Below are 17,044 nucleotides of genomic sequence, written 5' to 3' on the forward strand. Positions count from 1 at the left end.
GAACAGTGTACTGAGGTTAAGCCGGTTCGACAGACAGATCTGCAGGAAACCTCGCCACCTACGAGATGGGCTTTGCCTCCGGCAGCCTCCACGTCCCATCGAGAATTTCAATTCGAGGACGATAGAAGCGGACCATATAGTTCCAGCCCGGCATGATGGCGATGCAATTGGTTGCGCTAGCCGTGCAATCGCCGAAGCGAATGGTCGTCGAACTGTCCGGCGTTTTTTTGCGGTGAGGCTGTTGATGGAGTACGTGTTGTCCGGGTTCGGATGCAGGTCGCCGGCTGCGTCATACACGATGATGGACCAGAAGCGTCCACCGGCACATTCGACATGGCTGGTTCGTGTGCAGCGCACTTGGTCGAGGAGTTTTTTCATCTGTGGACTCGCCACAGCCTTGACCTTGTGGATCGCTCGTTGGAGTTCCACGACTCCAGGATCGCCGGCGGGAACTGATATTCGTACCCGTCCATCCGAATCGTGAATGCCGGCGTGCGGGCGTTGGAAGTAGTGAAAACGGCAAAGCCTTTATGGATACGGCTCTTGGCGATGTGGTGTGATACGGATTGATATCGGGTAAGCCCTACATCAGCACGATGTCGTACTGCTCCTGACTCAAATTCGACTCCACCTGCAGCGACACCGGCTTGCCAATAAAATCAATCAGCATCGCCAGATGCTGCGACTCTTCCTCGAGAAACAGGTCGATCACCTGCTGCGAAGCCACCACGCGAAACTCGCGCGGATTGAACTGCCGCGACTCGCGCAGAATCTCGCGCAGCACGTCGTAACACACCGTTCGCGGCGTCTTGACCTGCCCCTTGCCCTGGCAAACCGGACAAGGTTCGCAAAGCACATGCGCGAGAGACTCTCGCGTACGTTTGCGCGTCATTTCCACGAGCCCGAGCTGCGAGAACCCATTCACCGTCACACGCGTGCGATCGCGCGACAGCGCCTTCTTCAATTCGCCTAACACCTGATCGCGATGCTCGACATTCTCCATATCGATGAAGTCGATAATGATCACGCCGCCCAGATTGCGCAGACGTAATTGCCGCGCAATGGTGTGCGCGGCTTCGAGGTTGGTCTTGAAGATCGTATCGTCGAAGTTGCGCGCGCCAACATAGCCGCCGGTATTCACGTCGATGGTCGTCATCGCCTCGGTCTGGTCGATCACGAGATAACCGCCCGACTTCAAATCCACGCGGCGCGACAACGCGCGCTGAATTTCCGCCTCGATGTTGTATAGATCGAAGAGCGGCCGCTCGCCGGTGTAGTGGTGCAGCTTGGACGACACCGCCGGCGTGAACTCGGCCGCGAAATCCGCCAGCATCTGATATGTCTCGCGCGAGTCGACCTGAATGCGCGACGACTCGTCGTTGACGAAATCGCGCAGCACGCGTTGCGCGAGATTCAGATCCTGATACAGCAGACTGGTAGGCGGCATGCGCTGACCTTGCGACAGAATCGTCGCCCACGTCTTGCGCAGATACGCGACGTCGCCGGCCAGCTCTTCGCTGGTCGCATCTTCCGCGATGGTGCGCACGATGTAGCCGCCTTTCTCATCGGCGGGCAGCACGGCGGTCAGACGCGCACGCACGGCTTCGCGCTCAGCTTCGCTCTCGATCTTCTGCGAGATGCCGATATGCGGCTCCTGCGGCAGATACACGAGCGTGCGCCCGGCAATGCTTACTTGCGTGGATAGCCGTGCGCCCTTGGTGCCGATCGGATCCTTCACGACCTGCACCATCAGCGTCTGGCCTTCGAAGACGATTTTCTCGATCGGCTGATGCGGTGTTTGATGCTGCGGTTCGCCGGCAATGCGCGGGTGCCAGATGTCGGCAACGTGAAGGAACGCGGCGCGTTCGAGACCGATGTCGATGAAGGCGGATTGCATGCCCGGCAACACGCGTACGACCTTGCCGAGATAGACGTTGCCGACGCGGCCACGCGACAGCGTTCGTTCGACGTGAAGTTCCTGGACGGCGCCTTGCTGGACCAGCGCGACGCGCGTTTCCTGCGGCGTGACATTGATCAGGATTTCTTCATTCATGGTGTTATTTTAGAAGTCGATGCGCGCTGCACGCAGGAGGGCAGCGCATTCAAAAAGCGGCAAACCCATGATACCTGAATAGGACCCGTCGATATGTTCGATAAACTCCGCGGCGCGCCCCTGCACACCGTATGCGCCCGCCTTGCCGAGCGGCTCGCCGCTCGCCGCATAGCGGCGGATCGCATCTGCGTGCAGTGCAGCAAAACGCACCTTCGACACGGATAGCGCGGCGGGCAGCAACGCGCCCTCGGCATCGACGACGGCCACGGCAGTCAGCACTTCGTGGTCGCGGCCGGCGAGGCGTTTGAGCATTGCGACGGCGTCGTCGGCATCGACGGGCTTGCCGAGAATCGCGTCGTCGATCGTGACGGTTGTATCCGCAACCAGAATCGGCCGCGCGGCATGGCCGCCGGCCACGAGGCGCGCGTGCGCCGCATGCGCCTTGGCGACGCACACCCGCTGCACATAGTCGTGCGCGCGTTCGCCGGGCAGTTCGGCTTCGAGCGCTTCGGCGTCTTCATCGGGACGCGGCAGCAGCAGTTCGAAACGCACGCCGAGCTGTTGCAACAGCTCCTGGCGGCGTGGACTCTGCGAAGCGAGGTAGACGAATGGATGCAGCGAAGCGGCGGACGTGGACATGAACAGGTCTCGATGAAGCGGATTGCGTGAGGGCGCGACGGGTGTCGGGCGTCGATCGGTGCGGTGGGAAAATCATCGGTGCGAGCATGACGACGCGTACTGCGCGCACGCCGTTGTGCATGCCAGCATGCGCGTCACTCGGCGTCGCAGATGCAACCCGAAAAACGCGGCGACAAAGCGCGATTCAAACGTGCGCTACAAAGCGCGACCAGGGCGTGCGACTAGAAGACGCTACTACGACACGCCAGGACGACACGCGCGCCGCGCATTCTCCGCGCCGCCTCGTTCGCTCACACGCGATGATAGGGGTGATTTTGCGTGATGGTCCACGCGCGGTAAAGCTGTTCGGCCAGCAGCACGCGGACCATCGCGTGCGGCAAGGTCAGGCTGGAGACGCGCAGCAGCATATCGGCGCGCGCTTTCAACTGAGGATCGAGCCCGTCGGCGCCGCCGATCAGGAACGCCACGTCGCGGCCGTCCTGCTGCCAGCCGGGCAGGGCGCCGGCGAGCTGCATGGTGGTCCAGTCCTTGCCGCGTTCGTCGAGCGCGACAATGCGCGCGTTCTTCGGCAACGCGGCTTCGATTTTCAGCCGCTCGGCGGCCATCACGCTGTCCGCCTGCCGTCCCGACGAGCGCTGCTCGGGTTTGATTTCGCGCAACTCGATGCGCAACTCGGGCGGCATGCGCTTCGCGTATTCGTCGAAGCCGGTGGCGATCCAGTCCGGCATCTTGTGGCCGACGGCGAGGATATGCAGTTTCATGACGGATCGAAAAACGCGAATGTCATCACGGACCAGAGCGTTGTGAAGCGCCCGCGGCCCGCCGGCGACTGACTTACTTGCGGCGTGCGGCCGTCTTGCGCGCGGGCTTCTTCACGGCCGGCGCTGCTTGGTCTTCGTCTTCGTCCTCGTCTTCATCGGGTTCGCTCGAGCGCGCGCCGCCGAACGGATCCGGCGTGGACAGCTTGATGCGCACCGGCTTGTCGCCCCAGATTTCTTCGAGGTTGTAGTATTGGCGCAGCGCCGGTTGCAGGATGTGCACGATCGCGTCGCCGCAATCCACCAGCACCCATTCGCCGACGTCCTCGCCCTCGGTACTGACGATGTCGCCGCCGTTTTCCTTGACGCTCTCGCGCACGCTCGAAGCGAGTGCCTTGGTCTGGCGATTGGAGGTGCCGCTCGCGACGATCACGCGATCGAACAGCGCGGTCAGGTGGCTGGTGTTGAACACCTTGATGTCTTGCGCCTTGACGTCTTCGAGAGCGTCGACGATCACGCGTTGCAGTTTGCGAATATCCATTGAGGTTACCGGTGGTACAGATGATGTTGAAGAATATAGTCCCACACCGCAGTGGGGACATGGCTCGCCGCCTGGTCTTGCTGTTCGTCGCCTGCGAGGGCGAGCCGCTGGCTCACCTGTTCGCGCAGATGCGCGCGAATGTCGGTGGCCGAAACGTTGAACGCAAGCGTCGTATCGATCAGCAAGTGGCCGCAGGGCGTGGCTTGCAGAACGTCGGCGCGGGCACGGCGCGCGTCGATTTCTTTTGCGACCACGGGCGGAATCGACGCGAGGTCGAAGCCGGGCCGCGTGGCCGCGCAAATATGCGCATAGTCGAACAGGCGCCGCCAGTCGCGCCATGTGTCGAGATGCACCAGTTGATCCGCGCCGATCAGGAGCGCAAGCGAGGCCTCCTCGCCTTCGCGTTCACGCCAGCGTTGCAGCGTGTCGACCGTGTAAGTCGGGCCGTCGTGCTCGATTTCGTCGGTCGCGACATGCACGGTTGCGCCCGGCAACACGAGTTCGCTAGCCGCCGCGCGCGTCATGGCAAGCCGATGCACGGCCGGCGAGACGTCCGCTTTCTGCCACGGCTGGCCGGCCGGCAACAGCACGAGTTCGGTCAATTTCAGCACGTGCGCGAAACGCCGCGCGAGCGCGAGGTGGCCGTCGTGGATCGGATCGAAAGTGCCGCCGAGCAGTCCGATCCGGCGAGGCAGGGCAACAGGATGAGCGTTCGGCTTCAGGTGAAGATCCTTTGTCGTGACGATGCGCGGTGCGGGCCTGCGCCTCACACCCACTCGCGCGGCACGAGAAAATCGCTATAAAGACGCGCTTCCGGCGTGCCCGGTTCGGGGTGCCAGTTGTAACGCCAGTTCACCACAGGCGGCATGGACATCAGGATCGATTCCGTGCGCCCGCCGCTCTGCAGCCCGAACAGTGTGCCACGGTCGAAGACCAGATTGAACTCGACGTAGCGCCCGCGCCGGTAGGCCTGGAAATCGCGCTCGGCTTGACCGTACGGAATGTTGCGGCGCTTTTCGACGATCGGCAGGTACGCTTTGAGGAACGCGTCGCCGACGCTTCTGAGCATCGCGAACGATTGATCGAAGCCTGGCGCCGAAAAATCGTCGAAGAAAATTCCGCCGATGCCGCGCGCTTCGTTGCGATGTTTGAGGAAGAAATACTCGTCGCACCAGCGCTTGAAACTCGGGTAGAGGTCCGCGCCATAAGGCTGCAGCGCGTCGCGGCAGGTGCGATGGAAATGCTGCGCGTCTTCCTCGTAGCCGTAGTACGGCGTCAGATCCATACCGCCGCCGAACCAGAACACCGGCTCTTCGCCCGCCTTGGTCGCGATCAGCAGACGCACGTTCATATGCACGGTCGGGCAGTGCGGATTGTGCGGATGCAGCACGAGCGACACGCCCATCGCCTCGAAGCCGCGACCGGCCAGTTGCGGACGGGCCGCGCTCGCCGAGCCCGGCAAGGCGTCGCCCGCGACGTCCGAGAAACCGATGCCGGCCCGCTCGAAGAACTTGCCGCCTTCCAGAATCCGCGTGTAGCCGCCGCCGCGCAGCTTTTCGCCGGGCGCGCGCTGCCATGCGTCAGTGGCGAACGGCGTGCCGTCGAACGCGCCGAGCGTGTCCGCGATATGCGTTTGCAGGCCTTGCAGCCAGCTGCGCACGGCCTGTGCGTCGTAGCTCGAATCGGTCATGAATGCAGATGCTGAGGGCGGCACGCTTGTCGTGCCGCAGGTTCTTCGTGAAGGGCGACGGCCGGGCCCGCGTCAGGGTGAAACCTGCGAAGGCGTGGCCATACGGTTTTCGCTTCGGGCGGAAAAACTGCCGCCGCGGCGGGCTTTGGTCAGGCCACGTTGGGCCCGCGCCGGTTTGTATCGCGCCGTCTTCTGCGGCGGGCGCGGCCACCGGTGCAAAGCGCGACGCAAAACCCCTCGCGAAAACCCGCAGTGTAGCGCCGTTGGCGCTGCGGGCGTGCGTGCGGGGTCGTGCCTCAGTGCTTGCCGTCCGTCTTGACGTCGTGCTTGCGGTTCAACGCACGGTAGCCGATGTCGCGGCGATACTGCATGCCGTCGAACGAGATCTGGTTGATCGTTTCATACGCGACCGACTGCGCGCTGCGCACCGAATCCGCCAGACCCACCACGCACAGCACGCGGCCGCCCGAGGTGGTCAGCTTGCCGTCCGCCAGCGTAGTGCCGGCGTGGAACGTGACCGAATCCGCGGTTTCAGCGGGAATGTCGTTGATGCGGTCGCCCTTGCGCGGCGTGTCCGGATAGTTGTACGCGGCGAGCACGACGCCGAGCGCGGTGCGGCGATCCCACTCCAGTTCCACCGTATCGAGCGTGCCGGCGATAGCCTGCTCGACCACTTTCGAATAGTCGCCCTTCAGACGCGCCATGATCGGCTGCGTTTCGGGGTCGCCCATGCGGCAGTTGAATTCGAGCGTTTTCGGGTTGCCTTGCGCGTCGATCATCAGACCGGCGTACAGGAAACCGGTGTAGCGGATGCCTTCCTTCTCCATGCCGCGCACCGTGGGCAGGATGATTTCGCGCATCACGCGGGCGTGCAGTTGCGGCGTGACGATCGGCGCGGGCGAGTAGGCGCCCATGCCGCCCGTGTTCGGGCCCTGATCGCCGTCGAGCAGACGCTTGTGATCCTGGCTCGACGCGAGCGCCAGCACATGTTTGCCGTCGACCATCACGATGAAGCTGGCTTCCTCGCCGGCGAGGAATTCCTCGATCACGACACGCGCGCCAGCGTCGCCGAGCTTGTTGTCCGACAGCATCATGTCGACCGCGGCGTGCGCTTCTTCCAGCGTTTGCGCAACCACCACGCCCTTGCCGGCGGCGAGGCCGTCGGCCTTGATGACGATCGGCGCGCCCTTGGCGTCGAGATAGGCGTGCGCGGCGGCGACGTCGGCGAAGGTTTCGTATTCGGCCGTGGGGATCGCGTGGCGCTTCATGAACGCCTTGGCGAAGTCTTTCGAGCTTTCCAGCTGAGCGGCTTCTTTGGTCGGCCCGAAAATCTTCAGACCGCGCGAGCGGAACAGATTGACGATGCCAGCCGCCAGCGGCGCCTCCGGCCCGACCAGCGTGAAGGCGATCTGTTCCTGTTCGACGAAATCGGCGAGCGCAGCCGGATCCGTGATGTTGAGGTTGCGCAGACGCTCGTCCTGGGCGGTGCCGCCGTTGCCCGGAGCAACGTAGACGAGCTGAACCCGCGGCGATTGCGCGAGCTTCCATGCGAGTGCATGTTCGCGACCGCCGGAACCGACGACGAGTAACTTCATGTGAATCCCCGAGACTTAGAAACCATAAACGGCTGACGCAGCACGCTCAGCCGTGGAAAGACAGCAAGGTTCGCATGAGGCCCGCAGCAGCCGGTGGCGGCGCGCAGGGCACAGTGCGAACCCGGGTGGTCGCGCGGCGTGAGGCAACACGCACGCCCAATCAGCAACGACGCGAGGGCCGGCGGCGCGGGCGCGGTGCGATGCAAGTGCATGCGCCACGCAGCACGCGCCGCCGGGGCGCGCTCATTCGTCGGCAATCGCGGCGTTTGTATAGACTTCCTGCACGTCGTCCAGATTCTCCAGCGCGTCGAGCAGCTTCTGCATTTTCACGGCGTCTTCGCCGGTGAACTCGACTTCCGTCTGAGGTTTCATCGTCACCTCGGCCAGTTCGGCCTTGAATCCGGCGGCTTCCAGCGCCGACTTCACCTTCGGGAAATCGTTCGGCGGGCACAGCACTTCGATGCTGCCGTCGTCATTCGTGACGACGTCGTCGGCGCCGGCTTCGAGCGCGGCTTCCATCAGCTTGTCTTCCGCCGTGCCGGGCGCGAACAGGAACTGGCCGACATGATCGAACATGAACGACACTGAGCCGTCCGTGCCCATGTTGCCGCCGTTCTTCGAAAACGCGTGACGCACTTCCGCCACCGTGCGCGTGCGGTTGTCGGTCATGGTGTCGACAATCACCGCCGCGCCGCCGATGCCGTAGCCTTCGTAGCGGATTTCTTCGTAGCTTGCGCCGTCCACGCCGCCCACGCCACGCTGGATCGCGCGGTTGACGTTATCTTTCGGCATGTTGGCGTCGTACGCCTTTTCGACGGCGAGCCGCAGACGCGGGTTCGAGTCGATGTCGCCGCCGCCCATGCGCGCCGCGACCTGGATTTCCTTGATGAGCCGCGTCCAGACCTTGCCGCGCTTGGCGTCGGCCGCTGCTTTCTTATGCTTGATGTTGGCCCATTTCGAATGACCCGCCATACCTGTTCTCCATCGCGCGCGCCGGTGGGGCGCACGCATTGTGCAATTGTCGTTGCGATGTCGGGCGCTTGCTCGTGTTCGCGCGCCGTGCGCGCGTTCGCGGTGTTGTGCGCCTCGCTGTCAAACCGCCCGCTGCCTGACGGCCCAGCTCAACTGTTCGTGGCCAACCGCCCGTGGCTGAGCGTCTCGCGCCTGATCACGGCCAGCCGGCCCGGCTCTAGCAGGACCGCGAGTTCGCGGCGCGATTGGGACGGGGCGGTGCGGCTGGCACGCGGCAAACGCCGCGCCGGCCTGCCAAGCCCCGCGAAAGGCGCGATGCGCCAGGCGGTGTGGTAAACGGTGATGCGAGTTGAGCCGCTCTTTGAGCGGATTCGAATTTTATCACGCCGCACGGGGGCGGCAGAGGACGAGATAGCGCTCAACGCCGCGAAAAGTGCGTGGCGACGGCGGCTGACGCACGCCGTCGCGCGCTTTTCGGGGCGCGTTCAGTTTTTCGTGCCGAACAGACGGTCGCCGGCGTCGCCGAGACCCGGCACGATGTACGCGTGCTCGTTCAGATGCGAATCGAGCGAGGCGACATACAGCTTGACGTCCGGATGGGCGTCCTGGAACACCTGCACGCCTTCAGGCGCGGCGACCAGCGCGAGGAACATGATGTTCTCGCCGGCCACGTTGCGGCGCTTGAGCACGTCGACCGCGTGCACGGCGGAATAGCCGGTCGCGACCATCGGATCGCACAGGATGAACACGCGGTCTTCGAGATCGGGCAGGCGCACCAGATATTCCACCGGGCGATGGTCCTCGGCGCGATACACGCCGATGTGGCCCACCCGCGCCGACGGCACGAGTTCCAGCAGGCCGTCCGACATGCCGATGCCGGCCCGCAGCACCGGCACGATCGCCAGCTTCTTGCCGGCGATCACCGGCGCGTCGATCTCGACGAGCGGCGTGGTCAGGCGGCGCGTGGTCATGGGCAGGTTGCGGGTGATTTCATAGCCCATCAGCAGCGTGATTTCGCGCAGCAGTTCGCGGAACGTGCGAGTCGAGGTATCCCGGTCGCGCATATGCGACAGCTTGTGCTGGATCAGCGGGTGATCGAGGATGAAGAGATTGGGAAAACGGCTGTCCTGGGTCATGGCGGGTGCGCACGGGGCGGCTAGAGGGATCGGTTCGGCGCGCCGCGCGGCCGGAGAACCGGCTGGCTGGCGGACGCGCCACGGCGCAAGTTTACCGAAAGAGTGCCGCCCGAAGATACCGGAGATTGCACAGGCCCGGCACAGTCCGGCACCGATTCTTCTAGAATCGGGGAAACTTTTGCCGCGAGAGGGCCCTGGATCTGTCGCCGGGGTCGAGGCCGAGGGGCGAGCGCTCGAGGCGGTCCGCGGTTTCCCGAGAACGCGGCCTCAGACCTGTCGTATTGCGCCAAGCTCTGAGGAACGTGGAAAACTTGCCGCGGCCCGGCGTTTTTCACGCGGCACAACTTCACGAGGAGAACATTGATGGACATGGGAATCGCAGGACGCACGGCGCTGGTCTGCGCGGCCAGCAAGGGCCTGGGGCGCGGCTGCGCGGAAGCGCTCGCCGCCGAAGGCGTCAACCTGACGATCGTCGCGCGCACCGCCGAGACGCTGGAAGCGACCGCCGCGGAGATCCGCAAGCAAAGCGGCGTGGAAGTGAAGACGGTGGCCTGCGACATCACCACGCCGGAAGGCCGCGCGGCGGCGCTCGCCGTTTGTCCGCAGCCGGACATTCTGGTCAACAACGCGGGCGGCCCGCCGCCGGGCGACTTCCGCGACTTCACGCATGAAGACTGGATCCGCGCGCTCGAGAGCAACATGCTCACGCCGATCGAACTGATACGCGCGACCATCGACTCAATGAGCGCGAACGGTTACGGCCGCATCGTCAATATCACGAGTTCGGCGGTGAAGGCGCCGATCGACGTGCTCGGCTTGTCCAACGGCGCGCGCTCGGGGCTGACAGGCTTCGTCGCGGGACTCGCGCGCAAGGTCGCGCCCACCGGTGTGACCATCAACAACCTGCTGCCGGGACTGTTCGACACCGACCGCATCGGCGTTACTTTTCAGGCGCAAGCCAAGGCGCAAAACATTTCCGTCGACGAGGCGCGCAAGCAGCGCACGAAGACGATCCCCGCCGGCCGTTTCGGCACGCGCGAGGAATTCGGCGCCGCCTGCGCGTTTCTGTGCAGCGTGCATGCCGGCTACATCACCGGACAGAACTGGCTGATCGACGGCGGCGCCTATCCCGGCACGTTCTGAGCGGCCCATCATCGAGCATCGCCACAACAACGACAATCACCACGGTTTCAGGAGTCTTACGTCATGACCACCCGCATCGCGCTGATCGCGCACGATCACAAAAAGGACGATATCGTCAAACTGGCCGGCGAATACGTCGACACGCTCAGGCGCTGCGACATCGTGGCGACCGGCACGACCGGCGGGCGCATTGCCGCCACTCACGGCCTCACGGTCGAGCGGATGTTGTCCGGCCCGCACGGCGGCGATCTGCAGATCGGCGCGCAACTCGCGGAAGGGCGCGTGGACATGGTGATCTTCCTGCGCGACCCGATGACGCCGCAGCCGCACGAGCCGGACATCAACGCGCTGGTACGCGCGTGCGACGTGCACAACATTCCGTGCGCGACCAATATTTCGACGGCGCGCATGGTGCTCGACTCGCTGACCTTGCGGCTCACGCAACAGGTTTGAGCTTTCGCTCCCGGCACGCCTGAATCAAAACCAACCTCAAGGAGACGTGATGACCAAAGCAATCCGATTCGATAAAACCGGCGGTCCCGAAGTGATGAAGTGGGTCGACGTCGAAGTCGGTGAGCCGGGCACGGGCGAGATCCGCGTCAGGCAGACGGCGGTCGGGCTGAACTATATCGACGTGTACTTCCGCACCGGTCTCTATCCGTTGCCGCTGCCCGGCGGCCTCGGCATGGAAGCGGCCGGCGAAGTGACGGCGCTCGGCGCGGGCGTGAGCGGTCTGAAGGTGGGCGATCGGATCGCGTACGTGGGACGTCCGCCCGGCGCGTATGCGCAGGAACGTGTGCTGCCCGCCGCGCAGGTCGTGAAGGTGCCCGACGCGCTGAGCGACGAGCAGGCCGCCTCGGTGATGCTGCAAGGCCTGACCGCGCACTATCTGCTGCGCCGCACGTATCCCGTGAAAGCCGGCGACACGATCCTGATCCAGGCCGCGGCGGGCGGCGTCGGTCTGCTGGTGTGCCAGTGGGCGAAGGCGCTCGGCGCGACGGTGATCGGCACGGTCGGCTCGGATGAGAAAGCGGAGATCGCCACGGCGCACGGTTGCGATCACGCGATCGTCTACACGCGCGAGAACTTCACCAAACGCGTGCGCGAGATCACCAACGGCGCGGGCGTACCGGTGGTGTACGACTCGATCGGTAAAGACACGTTTACGGGCTCGCTCGATTGCCTTGCGCCGCTCGGCCTGTTCGTGAGCTTCGGCAACGCGTCGGGGCCGCTGCCGCCGATCGATTCGTCGGAATTCGCGGGACGTGGGTCGCTGTTCTTCACACGGCCTACGCTCTTTACCTACATCGCCAAACGCAGCGACTACGAGGCGGCGTCCACTGAGTTGTTCGACGTGCTGGTGTCGGGCAAGGTCAAGACGAGCATCAATCAGCGCTACGCTTTGTCGGACGTCGGCCGTGCGCATGCGGATCTCGAAGGGCGCCGCACGACGGGCTCGACGGTGCTCCTGCCGTAACGCACGGCGACGACCTGAGCGCGAGAGCGAAGGCCGTATAAAAACGAAGCTCATCGAAGGACGCGCCAAAGCCGTGGTCAAACCGGCGCCGCACGCCGCAAAACGAGGCCCAGTCAACCCGAGGCCGTTCCATCGCAGGATGGAACGGCCTCGTCCGTTTACGCGATTTTTATACTCGCCACTCCATCTTTGACCAGGCCTTTACACGGTTCGGCATAACGTTGCGGCTATCCAAAGTCCGTGTAATGGAGAACAAAAATGGATGTGCTGTATGTCGGGGGGCTCGTGCTGTTTGCCGCGCTGACCTTCGCTTTGATTGCCGGCTGCGAGAAGTTGATGCAGTTCCGTCGTGGGCAGGGAGCGCGCTGATGAACTGGATTCTGTGGTTATCGGGCGCGGCCACCGCGCTGCTGTTCGTCTATCTGGTCTATGCGCTGTTGCGCGCGGAGGACATTGAATGAACTCGAACAATGTCCTGCAAGCGGGCCTTTTCATCGTCGTGCTGCTGGCAGCCGCGGTGCCGATGGCCCGCTATCTTAGCGCCGTGATGGACGGCAGTTCGCGCGTGGTCCGCTTCGGCGGTCCCGTCGAACGTCTGCTGTATCGCATCGCGGGTGTCGATGCGTCGAAGGAAATGAGCTGGAAGCACTACGCGATCGCCACGATCGCGTTCAACGTGCTCGGCGTGGCGTTCCTGTACGTGCTGTTGCGCGTGCAAGGCTGGCTGCCGGGCAACCCGCAGCAGTTCGGCCCAATGACCGTGGATGGCGCGTTCAATACCGCGATCAGTTTCGTGACCAACACGAACTGGCAGGATTACACGCCTGAGCAGACGGTCGGCTATCTGACGCAGATGCTCGGCTTCACGGTGCAGAACTTCTTCTCGGCGGCCACCGGCATCGTGGTGGTGATCGCGCTGATTCGCGGCTTTGCGCGTCACACCGCGCAAACCATCGGCAACTTCTGGGTCGATCTCACGCGCGTCACGCTGTACGTGTTGCTGCCGATGGCGGCGATCGTCGCGGCGCTGTTGATGAGCCAGGGCGTGGTGCAGAACTTCAAGGCCTATCAGGACGTGCCGACGCTGCAAACCACCACGTACGCCGCGCCGAAGCTCGACGCGCAAGGCAACCCGGTGAAGGACGCCAAGGGCAATCCGGTGACGGTCGATACGCCCGTGAAGACGCAAACCCTCGCCATGGGCCCGGTCGCCTCGCAGGAAGCGATCAAGATGCTCGGCACCAACGGCGGCGGCTTCTTTAACGGCAACTCGGCGCATCCGTATGAAAACCCGACGCCGTTCTCCAACTTCCTGCAGATCTTCTCGATCCTGATCATTCCCGCGGCGCTGGCGCTGGTGTTCGGCCGCATGATCGCGGACCGCAGGCAGGGCGTGGCCGTGCTCGCCGCCATGACGATCGCGTTCGCCGTCTGCGTGTTCGGCGAGATCAGCGCGGAGCAGGGCGGCAATCCGGCCATCGCCGCCTTGCATGTCGATCAGTCGGCTAACGCGCTGCAATCGGGCGGCAACGCGGAAGGCAAGGAAACGCGCTTCGGCATCGCGCAGTCGGGCATCTTCACGGTCGCGACCACCGCGGCTTCGTGCGGCGCGGTTGCGAACACGCACGACTCGCTGACGCCGATCGGTGGCCTCTATCCGATGCTGCTGATGCAACTCGGCGAAGTGATCTTCGGCGGCGTGGGTTCCGGCATGTACGGCATGCTCGTGTTCGCGATGCTGGCCGTGTTCGTGGCGGGGCTGATGATCGGCCGCACGCCGGAATACGTCGGCAAGAAGATTGAAGCGTACGAGATGAAGATGGTGTCGATTGTGGTTTTGCTGACGCCGCTGCTGGTGCTGGTCGGCACGTCGATCGCGGTGCTCACCGACGCTGGCAAGGCGGGCATCGCCAACCCCGGCGCGCACGGTTTCTCCGAAATCCTCTACGCGTTCAGTTCTGCGGCCAATAACAACGGCAGCGCGTTCGCGGGCCTCACCGTGAGCACGCCGTTCTACAACTGGCTCACCGCGATCGCGATGTGGTTCGGCCGCTTCGGCACGATCATTCCGGTGCTCGCGATTGCCGGTTCGCTCGCCGCGAAAAAGCGCATCGGCGTGACGGGCGGCACGTTGCCCACGCATGGACCGCTGTTCGTCGTGCTGTTGCTCGGCACGGTGCTGCTGGTCGGCGCGCTGACTTATGTGCCCGCGCTCGCGCTCGGTCCTGGTGTCGAACATCTGATCATGATGGGCGCCCATTGAGGCGGCCCAATGAGATGACGCAAGCGGCCCATGACTGACCAGGCGCAAACGGGAAATTCGAGGATTCAATGACTGAACATAATGCAACCCGGTCCATGTTCGACCCAGCGCTGCTGCGCCCGGCGATTGTGGACTCCTTCAAGAAGCTGACGCCGCGCACGCAGTTCCGCAATCCGGTGATGTTCTGCGTGTATATGGGAAGCATTCTCACGACCATTCTCTGGATCGCCGCGCTCGGCGGCCAGGCCGAGGCGCCCGCGGGCTTCATTCTCGCGGTCACCTTGTGGCTGTGGTTCACGGTGCTGTTCGCCAACTTCGCGGAAGCGCTCGCCGAAGGCCGTTCGAAGGCCCAGGCCGCGTCGCTGCGCAGCGCGAAGAAAGACGTGATGGCCAAGAAGTTGAACGAGCCGCATCCGAAGTCGCCGATCCGCATTCTGACGGCTTCCGATCTGCGCAAGGGCGACGTCGTGCTAGTCGAAACCGGCGACGTGATTCCCGCCGACGGTGAAGTGGTCGACGGTGTCGCGTCGGTCGACGAATCGGCGATTACGGGCGAATCCGCGCCGGTGATCCGCGAGTCGGGCGGCGACTTTTCGTCTGTGACGGGCGGTACGCGCGTGCTGTCGGACTGGATCGTGGTGCGCGTTACGGCAAATCCGGGCGAGGCGTTCCTCGACCGCATGATCGCGATGGTGGAAGGCGCGAAGCGTCAGAAAACGCCGAATGAAATCGCGCTGACCATTTTGCTGGTCGCGTTGACGATCGTGATGCTGCTCGCCACCGCCACGCTGCTGCCGTTCTCGATGTTCTCGGTCGAAGCCGCGCATCTGGCCAATTCGGCGGGCCACGTAGTGACGATTACCGCGCTGGTCGCGCTGCTGGTATGTCTGATTCCGACGACCATCGGCGGCTTGTTGTCGGCGATCGGCGTGGCCGGCATGAGCCGGATGATGCAGGCGAACGTGATCGCCACCTCGGGCCGCGCGGTGGAAGCGGCCGGCGACGTCGACGTGCTGTTGCTCGACAAGACCGGCACCATCACACTCGGCAATCGCCAGGCTTCGCAATTCGTGCCGGCGCCGGGTTTGACGGAAGAAGCACTTGCGGATGCCGCGCAACTCTCGTCGCTCGCCGACGAAACGCCGGAAGGCCGCAGCATCGTCGTATTGGCGAAGCAGCGCTTCAACATTCGTCAACGCGACATGGCCTCGCTGCATGCCACGTTCCTTGCGTTCACCGCGCAAACGCGCATGAGCGGTGTCGATCTGCCGGGCCGCGAAATTCGCAAGGGTGCGGCCGATGCGGTGAAGAACTACGTCGAGGCCAACGGTGGCCGTTTCCCGAATGAAGTGAGCAACGCCGTGGCCGAAGTCGCCCGGCGCGGCAGCACGCCGCTAGTGGTCGCCGAAAAAGGCGAGCAGGGCGCGCGCGTGCTTGGCGTGATCGAGTTGAAGGACGTGGTGAAGGGCGGCATCAAGGAACGTTTCGCCGAACTGCGCAAGATGGGCATCAAGACCGTCATGGTGACGGGCGACAACCGTCTGACGGCGGCGGCGATTGCCGCGGAAGCCGGCGTCGACGACTTCCTCGCCGAAGCCACACCGGAAGCGAAGCTCGCCACGATCCGCGCGCACCAGGCCGAAGGCCGCCTCGTCGCGATGACCGGCGACGGCACCAACGACGCCCCGGCGCTCGCGCAGGCCGACGTCGCGGTGGCGATGAACACCGGCACGCAGGCCGCGAAAGAAGCGGGCAACATGGTCGACCTCGATTCGAATCCGACCAAGCTGATTGAGATCGTCGAGATCGGCAAGCAGATGCTGATGACGCGCGGTTCGCTCACTACGTTCTCGATTGCCAACGACGTCGCCAAATACTTCGCGATCATTCCGGCCGCGTTCGCCACGACCTATCCGGCGCTGAACGCGCTGAACGTGATGCATCTGGCCACGCCCGCCTCGGCGATCATGTCGGCGGTGATCTTCAACGCGCTGATCATCGTGCTGCTGATTCCGCTGGCGCTCAAAGGCGTGCGTTATCGCGCGCTGGGCGCGGCGATCCTGCTTCGTCGCAATCTGCTGGTCTACGGTTTGGGCGGGATCATCGTGCCGTTCATCGGCATCAAGCTGATCGATATGGTGCTGGCCGCATTCGGCTGGGTTTGAGCGCTGGTTCAAGAGGAAATATTCATCATGAAAAATTTGTTCCGTCCGTTGATCGTGATTTTCGCGGTGCTTACCGCCGTGACCGGACTTGCCTATCCCGCAGTAATGACCGCCGTCGGTCAGGCGGCTTTCAGCGATCAGGCCAACGGCAGCATGCTCGAACAGGACGGCAAGGTGGTCGGCTCGAAGCTGATCGGCCAGCAGTTCGATGCGCCGCAATACTTCTGGGGCCGCCTGTCGGCCACCAGCCCGATGCCGTACAACGCGCAGGGTTCGGGCGGTTCGAATCTCGGCCCGACTAATCCCGCGTTGCTCGACGAAATCAAAGGCCGTATCGATGCATTGAAAACGGCCGGCACGGATATGTCGAAGCCGGTGCCGGTGGATCTGGTGACGTCGTCGGGCAGCGGTCTCGATCCGGAGATCAGCCCGGCCGCGGCGGCTTATCAGATCGAGCGCGTCGCCAAGGCACGCAAGCTTGCGGCGAACGACGTGCAGGCGCTGGTGGATCGCTATACGAGCGGCCGTCAGTTTGGCATTCTCGGCGAGCCGCGCGTGAACGTGCTGCAACTGAACCTGGCGCTCGACGAGATGAAGCACGGCTGATCGACG

The 17,044-nt window shown here is 64.0% G+C and carries 17 protein-coding genes; 8 read left to right on the forward strand and 9 right to left on the reverse strand.

Features of this window, described 5'->3' with window-relative positions; genetic code table 11:
• Window positions 1-583: 583 nt before the first annotated feature.
• The 9 genes from rng to upp all read right to left on the reverse strand — a co-directional run bounded on the left by rng (window position 584) and on the right by upp (window position 9,384).
• Entirely contained in the window at window positions 584-2,053 is a 1,470-nt protein-coding gene (gene rng / locus ACFSNN_RS34200; protein ID WP_012432329.1) for a ribonuclease G, read from the reverse strand.
• A gap of 9 nt (window positions 2,054-2,062) precedes the next feature.
• Window positions 2,063-2,692: a Maf family protein gene (locus ACFSNN_RS34205; RefSeq protein ID WP_134456690.1), complete on the reverse strand. Its 630-nt coding sequence runs from the start codon at window positions 2,690-2,692 to the stop codon at window positions 2,063-2,065.
• 290 nt (window positions 2,693-2,982) lie between these two features.
• Window positions 2,983-3,453 carry a 23S rRNA (pseudouridine(1915)-N(3))-methyltransferase RlmH gene (gene rlmH, locus ACFSNN_RS34210; protein ID WP_106306677.1) on the reverse strand — a complete coding sequence of 157 codons (471 nt, stop codon included), beginning with the start codon at window positions 3,451-3,453 and terminating at the stop codon, window positions 2,983-2,985.
• A 73-nt stretch (window positions 3,454-3,526) separates the two neighbouring features.
• The gene (gene rsfS / locus ACFSNN_RS34215; protein ID WP_134456689.1) at window positions 3,527-3,991 is read right to left on the reverse strand and encodes a ribosome silencing factor; all 465 of its coding nucleotides are present in this window, start codon (window positions 3,989-3,991) and stop codon (window positions 3,527-3,529) included.
• A 5-nt stretch (window positions 3,992-3,996) separates the two neighbouring features.
• Window positions 3,997-4,737, reverse strand: coding sequence for a nicotinate-nucleotide adenylyltransferase (locus ACFSNN_RS34220; protein ID WP_134458938.1), 741 nt, complete (start codon window positions 4,735-4,737; stop codon window positions 3,997-3,999).
• Window positions 4,738-4,757: 20 nt separating this feature from the next.
• Entirely contained in the window at window positions 4,758-5,681 is a 924-nt protein-coding gene (hemF, locus tag ACFSNN_RS34225) for an oxygen-dependent coproporphyrinogen oxidase (protein ID WP_134456688.1), read from the reverse strand.
• A 296-nt stretch (window positions 5,682-5,977) separates the two neighbouring features.
• Window positions 5,978-7,276 (reverse strand): phosphoribosylamine--glycine ligase, encoded by a 1,299-nt coding sequence (purD, locus tag ACFSNN_RS34230; RefSeq protein ID WP_012432335.1) that lies wholly within the window; start codon window positions 7,274-7,276, stop codon window positions 5,978-5,980.
• Window positions 7,277-7,519: 243 nt separating this feature from the next.
• Entirely contained in the window at window positions 7,520-8,248 is a 729-nt protein-coding gene (locus tag ACFSNN_RS34235; RefSeq protein ID WP_012432336.1) for a YebC/PmpR family DNA-binding transcriptional regulator, read from the reverse strand.
• A 485-nt stretch (window positions 8,249-8,733) separates the two neighbouring features.
• On the reverse strand, window positions 8,734-9,384 hold the full coding sequence (upp, locus tag ACFSNN_RS34240) for a uracil phosphoribosyltransferase (RefSeq protein WP_012432337.1): 651 nt from the start codon (window positions 9,382-9,384) through the stop codon (window positions 8,734-8,736).
• Window positions 9,385-9,747: 363 nt separating this feature from the next.
• Between upp and ACFSNN_RS34245 the strand changes: the two genes are divergently transcribed.
• The 8 genes from ACFSNN_RS34245 (at window position 9,748) to kdpC (ending at window position 17,038) form a co-directional block, all read left to right on the forward strand.
• Window positions 9,748-10,527, forward strand: coding sequence for an SDR family oxidoreductase (locus ACFSNN_RS34245; protein ID WP_134456687.1), 780 nt, complete (start codon window positions 9,748-9,750; stop codon window positions 10,525-10,527).
• Between the two features lie 63 nt (window positions 10,528-10,590).
• Entirely contained in the window at window positions 10,591-10,980 is a 390-nt protein-coding gene (locus tag ACFSNN_RS34250) for a methylglyoxal synthase (protein WP_134456686.1), read from the forward strand.
• Between the two features lie 49 nt (window positions 10,981-11,029).
• Entirely contained in the window at window positions 11,030-12,004 is a 975-nt protein-coding gene (locus ACFSNN_RS34255; protein ID WP_134456685.1) for a quinone oxidoreductase family protein, read from the forward strand.
• A gap of 258 nt (window positions 12,005-12,262) precedes the next feature.
• On the forward strand, window positions 12,263-12,373 hold the full coding sequence (locus ACFSNN_RS34260) for a hypothetical protein (RefSeq protein ID WP_012432341.1): 111 nt from the start codon (window positions 12,263-12,265) through the stop codon (window positions 12,371-12,373).
• Window positions 12,373-12,465 carry a K(+)-transporting ATPase subunit F gene (gene kdpF / locus ACFSNN_RS34265; protein ID WP_011487462.1) on the forward strand — a complete coding sequence of 31 codons (93 nt, stop codon included), beginning with the start codon at window positions 12,373-12,375 and terminating at the stop codon, window positions 12,463-12,465. The genes ACFSNN_RS34260 and kdpF overlap by 1 nt, the downstream gene beginning before the upstream one ends.
• Window positions 12,462-14,267, forward strand: a complete 1,806-nt coding sequence (kdpA, locus tag ACFSNN_RS34270; RefSeq protein ID WP_134456684.1) for a potassium-transporting ATPase subunit KdpA — start codon at window positions 12,462-12,464, stop codon at window positions 14,265-14,267. The genes kdpF and kdpA overlap by 4 nt, the downstream gene beginning before the upstream one ends.
• Window positions 14,268-14,335: 68 nt before the next feature.
• On the forward strand, window positions 14,336-16,432 hold the full coding sequence (gene kdpB, locus ACFSNN_RS34275) for a potassium-transporting ATPase subunit KdpB (protein ID WP_134456683.1): 2,097 nt from the start codon (window positions 14,336-14,338) through the stop codon (window positions 16,430-16,432).
• Between the two features lie 27 nt (window positions 16,433-16,459).
• Window positions 16,460-17,038, forward strand: coding sequence for a potassium-transporting ATPase subunit KdpC (kdpC, locus tag ACFSNN_RS34280; protein WP_012432344.1), 579 nt, complete (start codon window positions 16,460-16,462; stop codon window positions 17,036-17,038).
• The last annotated feature ends 6 nt before the right edge of the window (window positions 17,039-17,044 follow it).

It is taken from the genome of Paraburkholderia dipogonis, from assembly GCF_042680985.1.
GTDB classification, from domain to species: domain Bacteria; phylum Pseudomonadota; class Gammaproteobacteria; order Burkholderiales; family Burkholderiaceae; genus Paraburkholderia; species Paraburkholderia phytofirmans.